The organism is Leeuwenhoekiella aequorea (genome assembly GCF_004104375.1).
GTDB lineage: Bacteria > Bacteroidota > Bacteroidia > Flavobacteriales > Flavobacteriaceae > Leeuwenhoekiella > Leeuwenhoekiella aequorea.
The window spans coordinates 23628-42876 of the sequence record NZ_QOVM01000004.1 but is presented as its reverse complement, the minus strand read 5'-3'; the positions used below and the strand labels follow the sequence as shown (position 1 = coordinate 42876).

11 protein-coding genes are annotated in these 19249 nt (G+C 34.8%); 10 read left to right on the top strand and 1 reads right to left on the bottom strand.

Annotated features, from left to right (window positions below):
• Nucleotides 1-209 precede the first annotated feature (209 nt).
• From DSM00_RS09810 to DSM00_RS09780, 7 genes are all read left to right on the top strand, one after another.
• Nucleotides 210-2624: a type I restriction-modification system subunit M gene (locus tag DSM00_RS09810; RefSeq protein WP_128757838.1), complete on the top strand. Its 2415-nt coding sequence runs from the start codon at nt 210-212 to the stop codon at nt 2622-2624.
• On the top strand, nt 2624-3958 hold the full coding sequence (locus DSM00_RS09805; protein WP_128757837.1) for a restriction endonuclease subunit S: 1335 nt from the start codon (nt 2624-2626) through the stop codon (nt 3956-3958). Before DSM00_RS09810 ends, DSM00_RS09805 begins: the two co-directional genes overlap by 1 nt.
• Nucleotides 3959-4037: 79 nt before the next feature.
• Entirely contained in the window at nt 4038-5060 is a 1023-nt protein-coding gene (locus DSM00_RS09800) for a DUF4917 family protein (protein WP_206633799.1), read from the top strand.
• Nucleotides 5061-5157: 97 nt separating this feature from the next.
• Nucleotides 5158-6531, top strand: coding sequence for a DUF262 domain-containing protein (locus DSM00_RS09795; protein WP_128757836.1), 1374 nt, complete (start codon nt 5158-5160; stop codon nt 6529-6531).
• Nucleotides 6524-8437, top strand: coding sequence for a DUF262 domain-containing protein (locus DSM00_RS09790; RefSeq protein ID WP_128757835.1), 1914 nt, complete (start codon nt 6524-6526; stop codon nt 8435-8437). The genes DSM00_RS09795 and DSM00_RS09790 overlap by 8 nt, the downstream gene beginning before the upstream one ends.
• The gene (locus tag DSM00_RS09785) at nt 8430-11480 is read left to right on the top strand and encodes a type I restriction endonuclease subunit R (protein ID WP_128757834.1); all 3051 of its coding nucleotides are present in this window, start codon (nt 8430-8432) and stop codon (nt 11478-11480) included. The genes DSM00_RS09790 and DSM00_RS09785 overlap by 8 nt, the downstream gene beginning before the upstream one ends.
• A 6-nt stretch (nt 11481-11486) precedes the next feature.
• Nucleotides 11487-12038 carry a DUF6642 family protein gene (locus DSM00_RS09780; RefSeq protein WP_128757833.1) on the top strand — a complete coding sequence of 184 codons (552 nt, stop codon included), beginning with the start codon at nt 11487-11489 and terminating at the stop codon, nt 12036-12038.
• On the opposite strand, the gene DSM00_RS09775 is transcribed toward DSM00_RS09780, so the two are convergent.
• Nucleotides 12035-12526 (bottom strand): YqiA/YcfP family alpha/beta fold hydrolase, encoded by a 492-nt coding sequence (locus DSM00_RS09775; protein ID WP_128757832.1) that lies wholly within the window; start codon nt 12524-12526, stop codon nt 12035-12037. The two genes, DSM00_RS09780 and DSM00_RS09775, sit on opposite strands and share 4 nt — an antisense overlap.
• A 722-nt stretch (nt 12527-13248) precedes the next feature.
• Between DSM00_RS09775 and DSM00_RS09770 the strand changes: the two genes are divergently transcribed.
• The 3 genes from DSM00_RS09770 to DSM00_RS09760 all read left to right on the top strand — a co-directional run bounded on the left by DSM00_RS09770 (nt 13249) and on the right by DSM00_RS09760 (nt 19245).
• Nucleotides 13249-15978: a substrate-binding domain-containing protein gene (locus DSM00_RS09770; RefSeq protein WP_128757831.1), complete on the top strand. Its 2730-nt coding sequence runs from the start codon at nt 13249-13251 to the stop codon at nt 15976-15978.
• A 313-nt stretch (nt 15979-16291) separates the two neighbouring features.
• The gene (locus DSM00_RS09765; RefSeq protein ID WP_128757830.1) at nt 16292-17629 is read left to right on the top strand and encodes a sugar porter family MFS transporter; all 1338 of its coding nucleotides are present in this window, start codon (nt 16292-16294) and stop codon (nt 17627-17629) included.
• Nucleotides 17630-17640: 11 nt separating this feature from the next.
• Entirely contained in the window at nt 17641-19245 is a 1605-nt protein-coding gene (locus DSM00_RS09760; RefSeq protein WP_128757829.1) for a glycoside hydrolase family 32 protein, read from the top strand.
• The last annotated feature ends 4 nt before the right edge of the window (nt 19246-19249 follow it).

Sequence of the window (19249 nt, the reverse complement as noted above, 5' to 3'; positions counted from 1 at the left end):
TTATCGAGTAGGAGCTGGCAATACACATTTTTTAATAGGATTCAAGAAACTTTAGAAGAGGAAAGGTGTTTTCAAGATGCGGAAAATGTAGAAAATGCATTTGTTAAAAAAATGAGGGCTCAGGATTTTAAAATAATTGAAGAAAAGAAAGGTTTAATATTTTGTATAAACCCTATCTTCCCAAACAATACAATTAACCTACACTTTTAATGAATCAACAAGTACACAATAAACTCGTTTCGTTTATATGGTCTATTGCAGACGACTGCCTGCGTGATGTCTATGTGCGCGGTAAATACCGTGACGTAATCTTACCTATGGTGGTTTTGCGCCGACTCGATGCGCTGCTCGAAACCACAAAAGATGCCGTTTTGGAAGAAGTTCGGTTTCAAAAAGAGGAAATGGAGTTTGTAGAGTTTGAAGGCGGGGGTTTGCAGGATGCTTCAGGCTATGTGTTTTACAATACCAGTAAATGGACGTTGCAACGGCTGCACGATACGGCAACAAACAGTCAGCAGTTGCTTCAGGCAAATTTTGAAGAATACCTGGCGGGTTTCAGCAGTAATGTAAAAGAAATTATAGACAAGTTTAATCTCAAAAGGCAAATCAGTCATATGGCCAATAAGGACGTATTGCTAGATGTGCTGGAAAAATTTACTTCACCGTATATCAATCTTACTCCAAACGAAAAACCCGATCCCGAAGGCCGAAAACTACCTGCCCTTACCAACCTGGGAATGGGATATGTTTTTGAAGAACTCATCAGGAAATTTAATGAGGAGAATAACGAGGAGGCCGGGGAACACTTTACACCCCGTGAGGTAATTGAGTTGATGACGCATTTGGTTTTTGAGCCGGTAAAAGAGAATCTGCCGCCCGTAATGACCATTTACGATCCTGCTTGTGGAAGTGGTGGGATGCTCACCGAATCTCAGAATTTTATCAAGGATGAGGTAGGTGCTATAAAAGCTTTGGGCGATGTGTACCTCTACGGGAAGGAAATCAATGACGAGACTTACGCCATTTGCAAGAGTGATATGATGATAAAGGGGAATAACCCCGAGAACATTCGCGTGGGTTCTACCTTGTCTGTAGATGAGTTTGCCGGTACTGCGTTTGACTATATGTTGTCTAATCCGCCGTATGGTAAATCGTGGAGTAGTGAGACTAAATATATCAAAGATGGGAAAGAGATTATAGATCCCCGTTTTAAAGTAGTGCTTAACGATTACTGGGGCAACGAAGAAGAAGCAGATGCCACACCAAGAAGCAGTGACGGGCAGTTGCTGTTTTTGATGGAAATGGTAAACAAAATGAAACCTCTGCATCAGAGTCCCGCAGGTTCCCGTATTGCTTCGGTACATAACGGGAGCAGCCTGTTTACAGGTGATGCCGGTGGAGGTGAGAGCAATATTCGCCGCTATATTATTGAGAACGACTTGCTGGAGTGTATTGTGCAAATGCCCAACAACCTGTTTTACAACACGGGGATTACGACCTACATCTGGTTATTAAGCAACAACAAAACCGCCAACCGAAAAGGAAAAGTACAGCTTATAGATGCCGGGCAATTATACCGTAAACTGCGGAAAAACCTGGGGAATAAAAACTGTGAGTTTGCACCCGAGCATATAGCAGAAATTGTTGATGTGTACATGCGTATGTCAGTGCAGCGTGCTGAAGTGCCGAATGCAGAACAGGCAGAAGCGCAGGTGTTTGATAATGCAGACTTTGGCTATTATAAAGTAAGTATAGAACGCCCACAGCGATTAAAGACGCAAATGACACTCGATAAGATCGAAACTTTGCGTTTTGAAAAGTATCTGGAAGAACCGATGCAGTATGCGTATACCACTTATGGAGATAGGGTTTATACTGATTTGGCTTCGCTCGAAAAAAATATAATTGCCTGGTGTGAAGAATACGAATTAGATCTTACCAGCAAGAACAAAAAGAAACTCCTAAGCCCGGCTACCTGGGCCAAAAACCACGAACTCGTTCAATTGGCGCAAAAATTGTACGACTCATTGGGCGAGCAGGAGTACATGGACTTTAATGTTTTTACTAAAGAAGCAGATAAAATCTTTAAAGAGTTAAAGCTAAAACCCAGTGCTACGAAGAAAAAAACCATTTACGGGGCGGTGAGTGCATACGATGCCAATGCTGAAAAGGTTATTAGGAAAAAAGAAAAACTTACCGGTGACAAACTCAATACCCTCTTAACCCATTTAAGCTGTAAAGAAGAAGATCTCGCAGACTTTGGTTATTATTCTCAAGCCAGTTTAGAAAAAGAAGCAGCAATGTCAGTTCGAGCGCAGTTGAGAACCGAGAAGCCATTAAAACCCGGAGAATACCTCACCTACGAGACCGAAACCAACCTGCGCGATACGGAAAATGTACCGCTTAAAGAAGCCATACACGCTTACTTTTTAAGAGAAGTAAAACCGCACGTACCCGAAGCCTGGATCAATCTGGATGCTACTAAAATAGGCTATGAGATAAGTTTTAATAAATACTTCTACAAGCATACACCTTTACGTAATATTGAAGACGTTACTCACGACATTCTAGAGTTAGAAAAACAAAGCGATGGTTTAATTGCTGAAATTTTAAATCTGGCCTAATGGAAATACCACAAACAAAGAACAGGCTGGCTGAGACAACAAAACGCTATGAGCATTATAAAGAATCGGGTGTGGAGTGGCTGGGGAAAATTCCTGAGCATTGGGAAGCATTATCAAATAAGTTCATTTTCGATTTGAAGAAAATTCAAGTTGGTAAAAAATCAAATGAATACGACTTATTGTCTTTGACTTTAAGAGGAATCGTAATTAGAAATCTGGAAGGTGGAGGAAAATTTCCAGCGGAGTTTGATACATATCAAGAGGTAAAAAAGGGAGACTTTGTTTTTTGTTTATTTGATGTTGAAGAAACACCTCGTTGTGTTGGATTATCAGATTATGATGGAATGATTACAGGTGCTTATACGGTAATGGAGACCAATGAAAATTTTGACAGAAGCTTTTTGTATTACTTCTATTTGAATTTAGATGCAGATAAAAGGATGAAACCTTTATACACTGGTTTAAGAAATACAATATCTAAAGATAATTTTTTTGCATTTAAAACCTTTGTGCCTCCACTTCAAGAACAAACTGCTATTGCTCAATTTCTTGATGATAAGACCCAAAAAATAGATGCTGCGGTTGCTTTAAAAGAGCAACAGATTAAGCTGCTTCAGGAGCGTAAACAAATACTCATACACAAAGCAGTTACCCGCGGTTTAGATGATACTGTGAAATTGAAAGATAGCGGTGTGGAGTGGATAGGCAAGATCCCGGAGCATTGGGAGGTGAAAAAGCTTAAGTATATTTTAAATGAGAAATTGAAATATGGAGCGAATGAAAGTGGTGTTCAATACGATATAAATCTGCCTCGTTATGTGAGAATCACTGATTTTGGGAAGGATGGTAAATTAGGTGAAGAGAATAAACTTTCTCTTTCTTGGAATAATGGTGGGGATTATTTACTAAAGGATGGCGATATTTTGTTTGCTAGAAGTGGAGCAACAGTAGGAAAGACTTACCAATTCAAAAAATCAATGTCTGTTGAAAAATATTATTGCTTTGCGGGCTATCTAATAAAAGCTGAGGCAAATGAAGAAATTATTTTAAGCGACTTTCTTTATTTATACACTAATTCTGAATTATTTAATAAATGGAAGGATAGCATTTTTATAAAAGCGACTATCGAAAATATTGGAGCGGACAAGTACTCTCAACTTTTTGTAATCATTCCGCCCATAAGAGAGCAAAAAGAAATTCTTTGTCAATACGAATCTGCTTCTCAAAAAATAGAAACTGCCATAAGTTTAAAACAGCAAGAAATTGAGAAACTTAAAGAGTACAAGAGCAGCTTAATCAATAGTGTGGTAACGGGTAAGGTAAAAGTTAACTAATATAAAATAGCAATATATAGCATTAGGAAATTTAGATCAGGATTTAAAGTTTGAAAATATACCCTCATATCAAGATATCTTGAAAAAACTAGGTGACAGAAGCCATAAAAAATATGCGAAGCACCTGATAATGGGTAATGGGTTCAGTATGTCTTACGACCATAAAATATTTTCCTATAATGCTTTATATGATTTTATAGACAATTTAAAAGATCCTACTCTTTCTAAACTCTTTAACGTAATCAATACGAAAAACTTTGAGCTGATAATGCGCCAATTAGACAGCTTTATAGAAATAGCTAAAGCATTTGATACAGATATTAAGCTTATTGAAGCTTTAGAAGATGCAAATAAACTTCTTCAAACAAGTTTAATAGACGCAGTAAGCGAATTACATCCAGAGCATGTATTTGAAGTTGAGGAAGATAGAAGTAAAGCTTGTTTCGATTTTTTAAGTGATTTTTTGAAAAATGATGGGAAAGTATTTTCTACAAATTATGATTTATTGCTTTATTGGGTGTTACTTAGAAATGAGTCTAAAGAAGCAAATGACGGTTTTGGAAGAGAACACCTAAACCCGGTAGAAACAAGAAGAGGTCAAGAAGATGCAGAATACGGTGAGCTATTTTGGGGTAAGCATAAAGATGATCAAAAAGTTTTTCATGTTCATGGTACATTGCCAATTTTTGATACAGGGACTGAGATCGAAAAAGAGGTTTATAGAGATCGCCGCTATTTATTAGCGAACATAAAAGAGCGAATGAATAAAAAGGATTACCCTGTATTTGTAACGGCAGGTGATGGAAACGAAAAACTCAATCATATTTATCATAATAGATATCTGACCTTTTGTTATGAGAAGTTGAGTAGTATAACTGGTTATTTAGTTTCTTTTGGTTTCAATTTTGGAGAATATGATTATCATATTATAGATGCAGTTAACAAAGCAGCTAAACGAGGAGCGCAGTCTGGAGATAAATTGTTTAGTATTTATATAGGTGTTTATTCTCCAGATGATCTTGAATATATAAAAAGTATCCAAGGTAAGTTTAACTGCAAGGTGAATGTTTATAATTCACGAACTGCAAATATATGGGGATGAATTGTGAAATGTTAATTAATAAAAAGAGTATTAATGCTTGTGATAAACCGTGTAGTAAGGGGAAAATAAAGGTTTGTTTAAAAAGTAATATTGTAAAATGACAAAAAACCCAACCCACAAAAGCGAGGTAATACGACCAGAAATCATAACAGTCAAAGAGTTAGTTACTACAAAAAACGTAGAAATACCTAAATACCAGCGGCCTTATAGATGGTCAAGTAAAAATGTAAATCAATTACTAGATGATATTTTGCTTTTTAAGGATAAGCCTGCTTATCGTTTAGGGACTGTTGTATATCATTTGAATGATGACCAGATTTTAAATATTGTAGATGGTCAACAACGTTCTATCACTTTATTACTTATAGGTCTTGCAATTCAAAATAATGATGTTTTAACAGTAAAGCTAAAAGAATCAAAAATAGAGCTGCCTAATCTGGATATTATAGGAAAACTTTATTTTACAAATAATCTGAGTAAAAATAATATTCGGGATAACTATCTAGAAATTCAACGTAGAGTTAGTGATTTTGATGTTGAGACTGTTCAATTCTTTTATAGTTCCTGCGAAGTGGTTAAGGTAGTATTAACTGATATATCTGAAGCCTTTCAATTTTTTGACTCTCAAAATGCACGGGGTGTAGATCTGGAACCCCATGACTTACTTAAAGCTTTTCATTTACGAGAAATGATGAGTAATACTTCTGAAGACGAGCGAATACGAATCGTAGATAACTGGGAAAATATGGAATTAGAGCAGTTAAAACGTACTTTTTCCAACTATTTATATAGAATCAAAAACTGGGCAAATTCTAAATCTGCAAGAAAGTTTACTAAGAATGATGTAGACATTTTTAAAGGTATAAGTCCTAGTGTTAGAGAACCTTTTCCTTTTGCAAGTATATACCGTATAAGTCATTTTTATGTTGAGTCTTATAACGATGATTTTAATAGAAAAATAGATAAAAATTATATGTCTTATCCGTTTCAACTTGACCAAGTCCTTATAAACGGGAAACGTTTTTTTGAAATGATTAATCATTATGTAGAAGTTATCGAGGTTTTAAGGATAGAGACTAGAGAAAGTAGTTTGGCGAAAGAAATCTTAGAGACTATAGATAATTATGATGGTAAAAATAGAACAGGCGATAAATATGTGAGAAATTTATTTAACTGTGGGTTGATTTTTTATATAGACAAATTCGGAACTGCTGAGATTGAGCGTGCTATTGAACGTATTTTTATTTGGGCTTACAGTGTACGTCTTACATATTATAGTGTACAATTAGCGTCTGTAGATAATTATGCGCTTGCATACCCGCATGTATTTAAAACAATTAAAGACGCTTTAAAGCCTAACGACTTTTTAAATCTAAAGATTGATATCTTAAGTGAAAATGATATAGTAGAATCAAGCAAAACAAAAGATATCCAAACGTTATTTACAAAAATGAATTACATCTATGCATAAAGAAATACCATCCTTTTCTATACAGTCTTTATTTGAAAATAACGATACTTATGTTATACCAATTTACCAAAGGAATTATACTTGGGGATTAGGAGAGATAACGCAATTAATTCAAGATATTTCTGATTACGCCTTTGATGAAGATAAATCTAGAACAAGTTATTACATAGGTACTTTAGTAGTTTACGAGCGGCACTTGGATGGCGAAATTATTTATGAAACTATTGATGGTCAACAACGTCTCACAACCTTAAATATTTTACTAAATGCAATTCACCGTATATTTTACAAAGCCATTGAAGACAAGATAAAATATAAGTTAAATCTTAGTTTTGATAGTCGCAAGAAATCTACGGAAACTTTGATGGTAATAAGTAATCATCAAGGTGATCAAGTTTCCTTTATAGCAAACAAAGACTACAATACAAATATAAAACAGCGGTATTTTGATGCAGAGAAGGTACTTCGTAGATTTCTGGATAGCTCAGATAAGATAGAAAAGTTTTATAGCTATTTTACTAAAAATGTTCGTTTGGTACGAGTTGCGGTTCCTGAAAATACAGACTTAAATCATTATTTTGAAATAATGAATAATCGCGGCGAACAACTTGAAAAGCACGAAGTACTCAAAGCTAATATGCTTGAGCGTCTAAAGAATGAGAAAAACCTTTTAAATGCCTTTGACAAAGTGTGGGAAGCTTGTTCTGATATGGAACGTTATTTACAATATGGTTTCACGACCTCTCAGCGAGATAGTATTTTTGAAAAAGGAGATTGGAACACTTTAAAAATTAAATCTTTACAAGAGTTAGCTGAATGCCTGAGTGCAAATTCTAACGACATGGGCAATAACTGCCTTCCTCTTCAAGAAATCATTGGTTTTAAAGGAATATTTGAGCATAATACAGATGAAAACGATGATGCTCCAGAGCGTTTCAATTCTGTTATTAGCTTTTCTAATTTTTTGCTTCATGTTTTGCGAATACAAACAAAAACAGATATCCCATTAGACGATAAAAGATTAATAGATGTTTTCAATACTTATTTAAAGGGAGATGATATAGAAAATCAAATTCAATTTGTTAAAGACTTTGGGTTCAATTTGCTTAAGGCTAAACACTTATTTGATCAGTTTGTAATCAAAAGAGAATTCATCAGAGAAAGGGATCAATGGAGTTTAAAGAAGCTTAAGTGGTATTCAGGTAACAAAGTGAGTTACGTTAATAGTTTTGATGATGAGCTTTTAAATAAGGATTTGATTATGCTCTTAGCTATGTTTCACGTTTCAACTCCAACATTGGTCTATAAACATTGGTTAAATGCCTGTTTATTTTATTTGTTTTACAATAATGACTTTACTGTACAGGAGTACAAAACATATTTGCAGAACTTAGCACAGGCTTACTTATTTGACCGGTATATAGCCCAAGGCGATCCCTTGGATTATTTCAAAATGATATATGAAAATAAAGCTATTTCTCAAAATAAGTTAAATAGTACGTATGAGTTAAGAATATTAGATAAGGGAACAGATGTTGAGAATTTTGTTTTCAATTATTTAGACTATATTTTGTGGAAAGAGAATGTAAACGGTTCATCATCTTTTGAATTTACGTTTAGAAGTTCCGTTGAGCATTATTATCCTCAAAATCCAATTTCTAAAGAACATAAAATAGATAAATCAATCTATGATTTGTTTGGTAATTTATGTTTGATAAGTAGTAGCAAAAATTCAAGGCTGAGTAATCATTTACCTTCAGCAAAAAAAGGCTATTACACAAAAGTAGGTGCCGATAGCTTGAAGCAACAAATGATGATGGATGATTTGGATGATTGGGGGGAAACTGAAATTAGAAGCCATACTCTCTTAATGAAATCTAAACTTGAAAACTTTGATTATGCCTAGCCAAACCAATGAACAAGCCCTTGAGGCAGCGATAGAACAAACGCTTACCGGCACAACACTAGAGCGTTTAAAAGAAGACGGCACCAGTGTTCGGGAGGCGCAGGCGGGCTATCATACTCCGGGAACTTTTGTTATTGGCGATGCAACAGATTTTGATGCACGTTATGCACTAGATAAGCACTTTTTTTGGGAGTTTCTCGAGAACACGCAGCAAGACGAACTCGATAAACTAAAACGCTCCTCAGACTGGCAGCTTAAAATTTTGGAGCGTTACGACCGTATGGTGAAAAAATACGGTTTATTACGTCTTATGCGCAAAGGGCTTGAGGTAGAAGATGCACATCTTACGCTGTTATATCAGTTACCACTAGCCAGTAGTAGCAAGACCATACAAGATAATTTTAATAAAAACCGGTTTAGCATTTCCCGTCAGGTACGCTACAATCCAGAAAATCTTAGAGAAGAGATTGATATGGTGGTTTTTACAAATGGGGTACCTATTGCCACCTTAGAACTTAAAAATCACTGGACGGGACAGAATGCCGCTACCCACGGGGTCAAACAATACAAATACGACAGAGACTTTAGACAACCTTTATTAAACTTTGGGCGTTGTCTCGTGCATTTTGCAGTAGATACTGATGAAGTATTTATGACCACCAAACTTACCGGGGCAAGTACTTTTTTCCTTCCGTTTAATAAAGGTAACAATAGCGGTAAAGGGAATCCCGTGAATCCGTTTGGGCATAAAACCGCTTATTTGTGGGAAGAAGTTTTTCAGCCTAAAAGTCTGGTCAATATCATTCAGCATTTTGTGCGTTTTGATGGTAAATCTACAGACAAGCTGGCAACACGTACTTTATTTTTCCCGAGGTATCATCAGTTGGATGTCGTGCGTAAATTAATTGATGACGTATCTCATAAAGGAGTTGGTCAGACCTATTTAATACAACACTCGGCAGGTTCCGGTAAATCCAATTCGATTACCTGGGCTGCCTATCAGCTTATAGAAACCTATCCTGCAACAGCAGCAGTACCCGGAGCAAAAAGTCTGGAGCATCCGCTCTTTGATTCGGTAATTGTGGTCACAGACCGCCGTATTCTCGATAAGCAGTTACGCGATAACATCCGCGAGTTTTCCGAAGTAAAGAATATTCTGGCTCCTGCGCGTTCTTCGCAGGAATTAAAAGACAGTCTAGAGCAGGGTAAAAAGATTATAATTACCACGATTCAGAAATTTCCGTTTATTATAGATGGGATTTCAGATCTTAGTGACCGCAGGTTTGCAGTGATTATTGATGAAGCACACAGTTCGCAGGGAGGTACTACCGCCGGTAAGATGAATCAGGCGATGGGAATGGCAGAAACTGACGAGGATGAAGAAGACGGGCAGGACAAAATCTTAAAAGCGATGAAAGCACGTAAGATGAAAGGCAACGCCTCATATTTTGCTTTTACCGCAACTCCTAAAAATGCAACTTTAGAACGTTTTGGCACTAAACAGGAAGACGGTAGGTTTAAACCGTTTCACCTGTACTCGATGAAGCAGGCCATTGAAGAAGGTTTTATTCTTGATGTACTGGCTAATTACACCACCTATAAGAGTTATTACGAGATTGAAAAATCTATTGAAGACAATCCGTTGTTTGATACGGCAAAAGCGCAGAAGAAGCTTAGAGCCTTTGTAGAAAAGGATAAGCGTACCATAGCGACTAAAGCAGAACTGATGATGGAGCACTTTATAACAAAAGTGGTCAATACAAAGAAGCTGAAGGGGAAGGCAAAATCAATAGTCGTTACTCAAAGTATAGAATCGGCTATACGGTATTATCAGGCGATTAACACCTATCTGGAAAGTAAAGGAAATCCTTTTCAAATTATCGTGGCATTTTCTGGTAAAAAGAAAGTAGATGGCATTGAATATACAGAAGCTGATCTCAACGGTTTTGCAGATTCTGAAACCAAAGATCAATTTGATACCGATGCCTATAGAATGCTGGTTGTAGCCAATAAATACCTTACCGGTTTTGATCAACCTAAACTGGCTACGATGTATGTAGATAAAAAACTACAAGGCGTACTTGCGGTACAGGCACTAAGTCGTCTTAATCGTTCGGCATTTAAATACGGTAAAAAAACAGAAGACTTGTTTGTACTCGATTTTTTCAATAAGGTTGATGATATACAGGAATCTTTTGAGCCTTTCTACACATCTACAACATTAAGCAAAGCTACAGATGTGAATGTACTCCATGAGTTGAAAGATGCATTGGATGAAGTGGGCGTTTATGAATGGGCTGAGGTAGAAGATTTTGTTGAAAAGTATTTTGATAAGGTAGACGCTCAACAACTGAGTCCCATAATAGATACTGCTGCAAACCGCTTCAATGTAGAACTTGACCTTGAAGATGGAGCCAAAGCCGATTTTAAAATTAAAGCGAAACAATTCGTAAAAATTTACGGTCAGATGGCAGCTATAATGCCATACGAAATGCTAGTCTGGGAAAAATTGTTTTGGTTTCTTAAGTTTTTAATACCAAAACTAATCGTAAAAGATCCAGATGGCGAGGCAATAGATGAGTTGCTAGAATCTGTTGATCTTTCTACCTACGGTCTGGAGCGCACAAAAGTGAATGAGGCTATTGTTTTAGATGACGGGGAATCTGAGTTAGATCCTCAAAAAGCAACTCCAAGGGGAGCTCACGGCAGTACCGAAGAGACAGACGAGTTGAATGAGATTATTAAATCATTTAATGAACGCTGGTTTCAAGGGTGGGATAGTACTCCAGATGAACAAAGAATCAAACTTTTAACGCTATCCAAAAGTATAGAAGCTCATCCTGATTATGAATTAAAATATCTAAATAACCCAGATACCCAAAACAAGGAACTTGCACTTCATAGAATGTTTAAGGATGTTTTAAATAAACAGCGCAAACAGGATATGGAATTGTATCGTTTAACGGCTAAAGATGAATCTTTTTATCAAGGAATATTTGATACGATGAAGCGAATTATAGATCACAGTCAACCTAATCTTTAAATGCTAATGAAGCCTGATAATCATATTTTTGCGATAGAAGGAGAGTGGGAAACTAAACTCAATAAGGAATTAACTATTAAGTCTACATTGACCTTATTAAAAGAGGTTTGTAATGTGGAGTCAATTTTCAGAAAAACAAATACTGTAGAGTCGTTAATCCAATATTTGGAAGTGTCTAGTACTGCGAGTTATAAAAAGTACGGTACAATTGTAATAGGTACACACGGTGATAAAGGTGAAATTCTTTTGTCTGATTCAGAAAGCATTTCAATAAGAGATCTTGCAGGACAATGTGAAAATTTATTTACAGACAAGATTGTTCACTTCAGCAGTTGCGGCATTTTAAAGAGGATGACAGATATTGAGTACTTTAAAAAATTAACAAATGCTAAGGGAGTCTGTGGCTACAGCAAAAAAGTTCTGTTTTTAGAAAGTTCAATTTTTGATATTTTACTATTTAATAGACTTTACAGAAATAATAGTCTAACAAAGACTCAAGAATTTTTAATGAATAATTATCCTGATCTAGTTAAGAAACTAGGCTTTAAAGTTCTTTAATAATTATACAAAAAAAACATCCCCACTTCCTCTTTAAACACATCCAGCGGGGTACGATGACTCATTTCGGCCCGCAGATGTATATGGTAATCAAAACCGCGTTTAAGTTGGTTTCCTAAAAAAATTAGCGTATCACTTGGGTCCACAACAGTATCTTTACCACCTAAAACCACTTGGCCAAATCCAGAACTTGCAGCTTCAAATTTTGGGATATTATGAGAAACCGAACGTTTTACTAAAACCGGATTAAACAGTAATACCGGCTTATTAAATGCGAGCCCCAAATGATATGCTGCAAAACCGCCCATACTACTTCCCATAATATAATCTATAGTCTCAGATTTATAATTTAGGTAGATCTGTTGTACCGCATCAGGATTGTTTTTATAGTCTAAATCTGGCGCTATAACAGTTGCGTACTGTTCAAGAATCGCTTTTTTAGCAGCACTGAGTTTGCTTTCGAGTCCGTGGAGGTAGAGTATGGTCATAATGTGGATTAATTAATTTTAAAGGTGATTAGAAGGTATGGTGAATAAAGCAACGTACTAAGGCAAACAGTTACTCTGAATGCTTTTTTATATGAATTAAATGAACTTGCTATTTCCATTTTTTCTGGTATTAGATTTATAGATTCTTGGTGTTCATATACCTTTTAGAAAATAAACGGTGCATCGAATTAGACGAATATTATAAAATCAAAGTTAAACGGAAATACCGCCAATCGGTGTCGTAGTAATAGTTAAATACTATTTAGTTAAAACGATAGTTGGTCTTTAATTTCGAAAAGATAAACCGGATCTTATATACGGAAGAATGGGTTATACTTTGATGTGGGCTTATTTGAAGTACGGCAGGATTACCGTATGCTTTAATTCTGAAGGTTATTAAAATAAAGATAATAATCTCCTAGGGCTTCTTTTAATTGGTTTTACAGAATTTCTATAGCAAACAAGTCAAACACTTATTGAGAAATTTTTGTAATCTCAAATAACTAAAACTAATTCGAGATTATCAGTTTTATGGTTTGTTGCTAATGCTTGTTAATATCTTACCGAATTAACGCAACTCCATATTTTGAACTAATTTGTATACACAGTTTAGAGTTTTATTATTGGAATTGTGATTTATTAATTTATTCTGAATTTAAGTCTAAAAGCACTCTAAACAAAATCAAAAGGCTATATTTATTAATATCTCATAGAATGAATATATGTTTTTAAGGTTTTCTTTTCTTGTAGTTTTATGTCTTTTTTTTTCTTGTAATTCTGAAGATACTGATAAAATAAATATAGGTTTCTCACAATGCATTTCAGACGATATCTGGCGCGAAGAAATGAATCATTCTATGCAGGTTGAAGCAGATTTACATCCTGAAGTAGATTTAGAGATCGTAATATCAAACCGTAATGTCAAAAAACAAATTGCTCAAATAAATAAGTTTGTTTATGATAAGGTAGATATTATTATTATTTCTCCATTAGAATCTATTGAGATTGTACCTGCAATAGAAAATGCTTACGATTCTGGTATTCCCGTAATTTTAATTGACCGAAAAATTAATTCTGATAAATACACTGCATTTTTAGGAGCAGATAATCTAAGTATCGGAAGACTCACTGCAAATTATATTGCTTCAAAGACTGTAAAGCCTATTAGAGTTATAGAGTTAATGCCCGATGATTTTAGTTCCCCTACATTAGATAGAAGTTTGGGTTTTAATCAAGTTGCTGAACGTTCTAAAAATATTAAAGAGGTTATCACACTTAAGCCTTATACAGATGGTGCGTATGCTCAGCTTCTAGATTCTGTATCTTTTGAAGAAGTTAATTCTGTATTTGCATTTAATGATCTCATAGCCAAATGGGCATGGAGTGTAGCAGACCGCAAAGGCATTGCAAATAATTTAAAAATCGTGGGTGTAGATGGATTACTGGGTCCAGACCAAGGAATCGAGATGGTTCTTGAAAACAAATTAAAAGCCACTATACTTTACCCTACTGGTGGCGCAGAAGCTATAAAGCTCGCTTTACGAATCGCAAATGGTGAACAAGTTCCCAAAAATAATGAACTTGATATTGTACTTATAGATCAGCTTAATGCTGATATTATGAAACATCAATTGCTGAAAATTAAAAATCAACAAGCTGATATTGAAAACCAAATAGATGCTATTGAGGAACAAGAACGACTATATTCAAATCAAAATAATCTACTCAAAATAACATTTTGCTTTCTCCTATTGATACTGGGATTAGCAGTATATAGTATTCGATCTATTTTTATAATTAGAAAGAAAAACAGACAGCTGCTTATTAACAATGATAAAATAACCATACAGCGCAATCAAATAGAAAAAATAGCTAAAGAAGTTAAAGAGAGTAATGATGCAAAAGTCAACTTTTTTACAGGATTATCTCACGAGTTTAAAACTCCCATTACTCTTATCACAACATCATTAGAGTCATTAAGAGAGATGTTTGGTACAAAAAACTCCCCTATTCCATTTGAGATTTCTCTTATAGAAAATAATAGCCGCAGACTACTTAGACTTGTAAATAATCTATTAGATTTTAGAAAAGTAGAAGATCAAAAATTTAATCTTCGGGTCTCAAAAACAAATATTTATACTTTTTCAAATAATATTTTTAAAGAATTTGAACGGGAAGCCATACGGCGAAATATTGAATTCAAATTAATTGCTATTGCTACAGATCTCGAGATCTATTTTGACCGAAGCCTTATGGATAAGGTTTATTTTAATCTATTATCAAACGCTTTTAAATTCACACCAGATAATGGAAAAATAACAATTGAGTTAAAAGAACTTCAAAATAGTATACAAATAAAATTTTCAGATAGCGGTATTGGTATTCCAGATAAAGAACTCGATAGTGTGTTTAAACCCTTTTTTAAAGGATCTAATAACCGTAAAAACAGTTCGGGAATAGGACTTTTTCTTAGTAAGCAGTTTGTTGATTTACACTTAGGAGAAATAGAAGTGCAATCTGTACACGGTTCTACCTTTATAATTACACTATTTAAAGGAAATAAACATTTTAATGAAGATCAGATTACAGTAGAGCAAGATATAAGTGATTTTACAGAAACAACCTCGTCATTATCCTTTGATTTATTTGAACAAGATTTAGAACTTACAAATTCTGCCAATAGTGATAAAGAGCGGTATCAAATACTTGTCATTGAGGACAACAAAGATTTGTTACAATTTTTAGCTAAGAAACTAGCTCAACAATTTGAGATATATACTTCTGATGGGACAAATGCAATCGAGAAAGCTACCGAAGAAATACCAGATATAATTATTTGCGATATAAATTTACCCGATAAAAATGGTTTTGAAATTTGCGCTACGTTAAAAGATAATCTTACAACATCCCATATCCCTATCATATTACTTACCGCAAATAGTGATAAAGAATCTTACTTAAAAGGTTTGGATGCTAAAGCAGACTTATACATTACAAAACCCTTTAGCTACGATGTTTTAATGCAGTCTATAAAGTCAATGCTCTATAACCGTGAGAAATTGCGATATTATTTTACAAATAATCTTTTTAGAGAAAATCCAACACTACAGATAAAAAGTCCGGAGCAAAAATTCTTAATTGATATAAACGATATTGTAAAAAATTCTTTTGAAAACGCAGACTTCTCAGTAGAAAATCTAGCAGAGTCTATGGGTATTTCTCGAGTACAACTATACCGTAAGACTAAAGCAATATTGGGATATGGAGTAAATGATTTTATCAATAATTTTAGATTGGCAAAAGCTCAAGAATTATTAGAAAAATCAAATAATAATATCTCTGAAATTGCTTATCAAAGCGGATTTTCTACACCAAGCTACTTTTCAACAGCCTTTAAAGCAAAATATGGAGAAAGTCCAGCTGCATATCGCAAAAACTTCAAAAATCAATAAACTACATTTTTGGGTTAAGTTTAAACTAACTTCATTTTTTTAAGAAAACGATATATTAAAAGAAGTTAACTTCTAAATATCTGATCTCAAAAATAAGTTCCAACACTCATCAATCGTAACAAATTTTAAAATAAGCGTATCATAATTAAATAAATATCACGCTAGTTAAACGATTAAATAAGTTTAAATTACTGTCTTACTGATAGTTAGTATATTTTGTTAATTATTTTACAAAATCAAACACAATTGAAACTATAACGTAATAGTTGATTCGGCCTTCCTGCTAGTTTTATACCAAACGAAATTATTCAAAATGAACAAAATTTGGATTTGGTCTATTACCGCAGCGCTAGCAGGTTTTTTATTTGGCTTTGATACAGTAGTTATTTCTGGAGCAGACAAGAAGCTTCAATTACTTTGGGAAACAACAGATGTATTTCATGGCACTGTAGTTATGGGAATGGCCCTTTGGGGTACAGTAATAGGAGCTCTTTTTGGGAGCATACCCACAAATATATTAGGTCGTAAAAAAACCTTAGTATGGATAGGTATACTTTATACTTTATCTGCACTGGGTTCAGCTCTTGCTACAGATCCTATAACGTTTGCAATTTTTAGATTTGTGGGCGGTCTAGGAGTAGGTGCTTCTACAATAGCTGCACCTGCTTACATATCAGAAATTGCTCCACCTAAAGACCGTGGTAAACTTGTAGGTTTATACCAATTTAATATAGTTCTTGGAATTTTAATAGCCTTTCTCTCTAACTACCTGTTGAGCAATACTGGAGAAAATGACTGGCGTTATATGATGGGCGTAGAGGCTATACCCGCAATTATATATACCTTATTTACCCTTACCGTACCTAAAAGTCCGCGTTGGTTAATTACCAAATTTAGAGGAGAAGAAGCTAAAAAAGTTTTAAAAATCATTAACCCAGAAAGGGATATAGAATCTCTAATGACCGAACTAAAAACGGCTAATGGTAATGAGGAAATTGGTGAAAATATATTTCTTAAAAAATATCGTTTTCCGTTAATATTGGCCTTTTTAATTGCTTTTTTTAACCAGGCTTCAGGCATAAATGCCTTTTTATATTACGCCCCACGTATTTTTGAAGAAGCAGGATTAGGTGAAAGCACTGCTCTACTAAGCAGTATAGGAATTGGTATAATCAACTTACTTTTTACTCTATTAGGTATTTTTCTGGTAGATCGTCTAGGCAGAAAACAGCTCATGTATATAGGCTCAATAGGGTATATTGTGTCATTAACTCTGGTGTCTTGTGCATTCTTTCTAAACTGGGGAGGTTTATATGTGCCTATTTTCTTATTCATATTTATCGCAGCACACGCAATAGGTCAGGGCACCGTTATTTGGGTTTTTATTACAGAACTTTTTCCCAATCATCTGCGTGGCTCAGGACAATCATTTGCTAGTTCTGTACATTGGATTTTGGCTGCAATTATTCCTTCTCTTATTCCTTTCTTATTTGCATCAATAGGTGCAGGTACTGTATTTGCAATTTTTGCGGGTATGATGGTGCTTCAGCTAGTATTTGTTGCATTCTTAATGCCCGAAACCAAAGGGAAATCGTTAGAAGATCTTAGCAAAGAATTTTCCTCCTCTAAACTTTTTAAAAAAACAGCTTAATCATAACAAATATGAACTATTCTACTACTCTAAAAATTCTTCCTGTATTGGGTTTATTGCTTTTTTCTTGCCAGAATAAAGTGAAAAAAGATGATAATCAAGATGCTGTCAAAACTGTTCTAAATGAAGAAGAACTTTACAGACCTAACTATCATTTTACTCCAGAAAATAACTGGATGAATGATCCTAACGGTATGTTTTACCTCAACGGCTATTACCACCTATATTTTCAGCATTATCCAGATGGCAATACCTGGGGTCCTATGCATTGGGGTCACGCCACCAGTTTAGATCTAGTAAATTGGAAAGAACAGCCTATTGCACTATATCCAGATTCATTAGGTTATATATTTTCTGGAAGTGCTGTTGTTGATTACAATAACGACTCTGGTTTTGCCAAAGAGGGTAAACCTGTAGTAGTTGCTATGTATACCTATCACGACCCTGTAGGTGAAAAAGAAAATACGAATACATACCAAACTCAAGGTATTGCTTATTCTCAAGATGAAGGGCTTACGTGGACCAAGTATGAAGGTAATCCTGTTATAAAAAATACCGGAATTAAAGACTTCAGAGATCCTAAAATAACTTGGGATTCATTTCGTGATAAATGGGTGATGGTTTTAGCTGCTGGTCAGGAAACCCAATTTTTTGAATCTTCTAATTTAAAAGAATGGACCTTTTTAAGTTCTTTTGGGGAAGGTATAGGTAATCATAACGGAGTATGGGAATGTCCAGAACTTATACCGTTTCAGGTTGAAGATAGTGAGGAAGTTAAGTGGGTCTTACTTGTAAGTATAAACCCCGGAGGTCCTAATGGTGGTAGTGCAACACAATATTTTGTAGGTGATTTTGATGGTAAAAAATTTAGTGTTGACCCTGCTTTTAAACTTGCAATGCAAGAAGATCACAACTTCTGGGTAGATCTGGGCAAAGATAATTATGCAGGTGTGACATTTTCAAACACTCCAGCTTCTGACGGTAGAAAGATTTTTATGGGCTGGATGTCTAACTGGCAATATGCAAATAAAGTCCCTACCGAAAAATGGCGCAGTACTATGACAATTCCCAGAGAATTAACCTTAGAAAAGGTAGCTAATACATATCGTTTGTATTCAAATCCTGTAAAGGAATTTGAAGCGCATTATGGTGAGACAGATTTATCCTGGGAAAAAAGAACGTTCAAAAATGGCGAATCTCTTTTAGATGAAAATAAGATTGATTTATCAAAAGCACGCATAAGTTTTAACCTTCCTGATGCAAATAAGAATTTCACATTTGTATTAAAAAATAAGGTCGGGGATTCTCTGAAATTTGGATATGAAGCCGCTAAAAGATCTTTTTTTATAGATCGAAAAAAATCGGGGATTGTTGACTTTAATAAAAGTTTTGCCGATATAAAAAGTGTAGCTCCAAGAATATCAACTTCTGGAGAAATCCAAGTAGAACTATTGCTAGATAAAACATCCATTGAACTATTTTATGACAAAGGTGAGACGGTAATGACAGAGATATTTTTTCCAAAGGAACCTTATAAAGACTTAATTATTACAGGTCTGGATGAAGGGCTTTTGATTGAAAATTTGACTATAGACCAACTAGAATTTAAACAGTAATCAA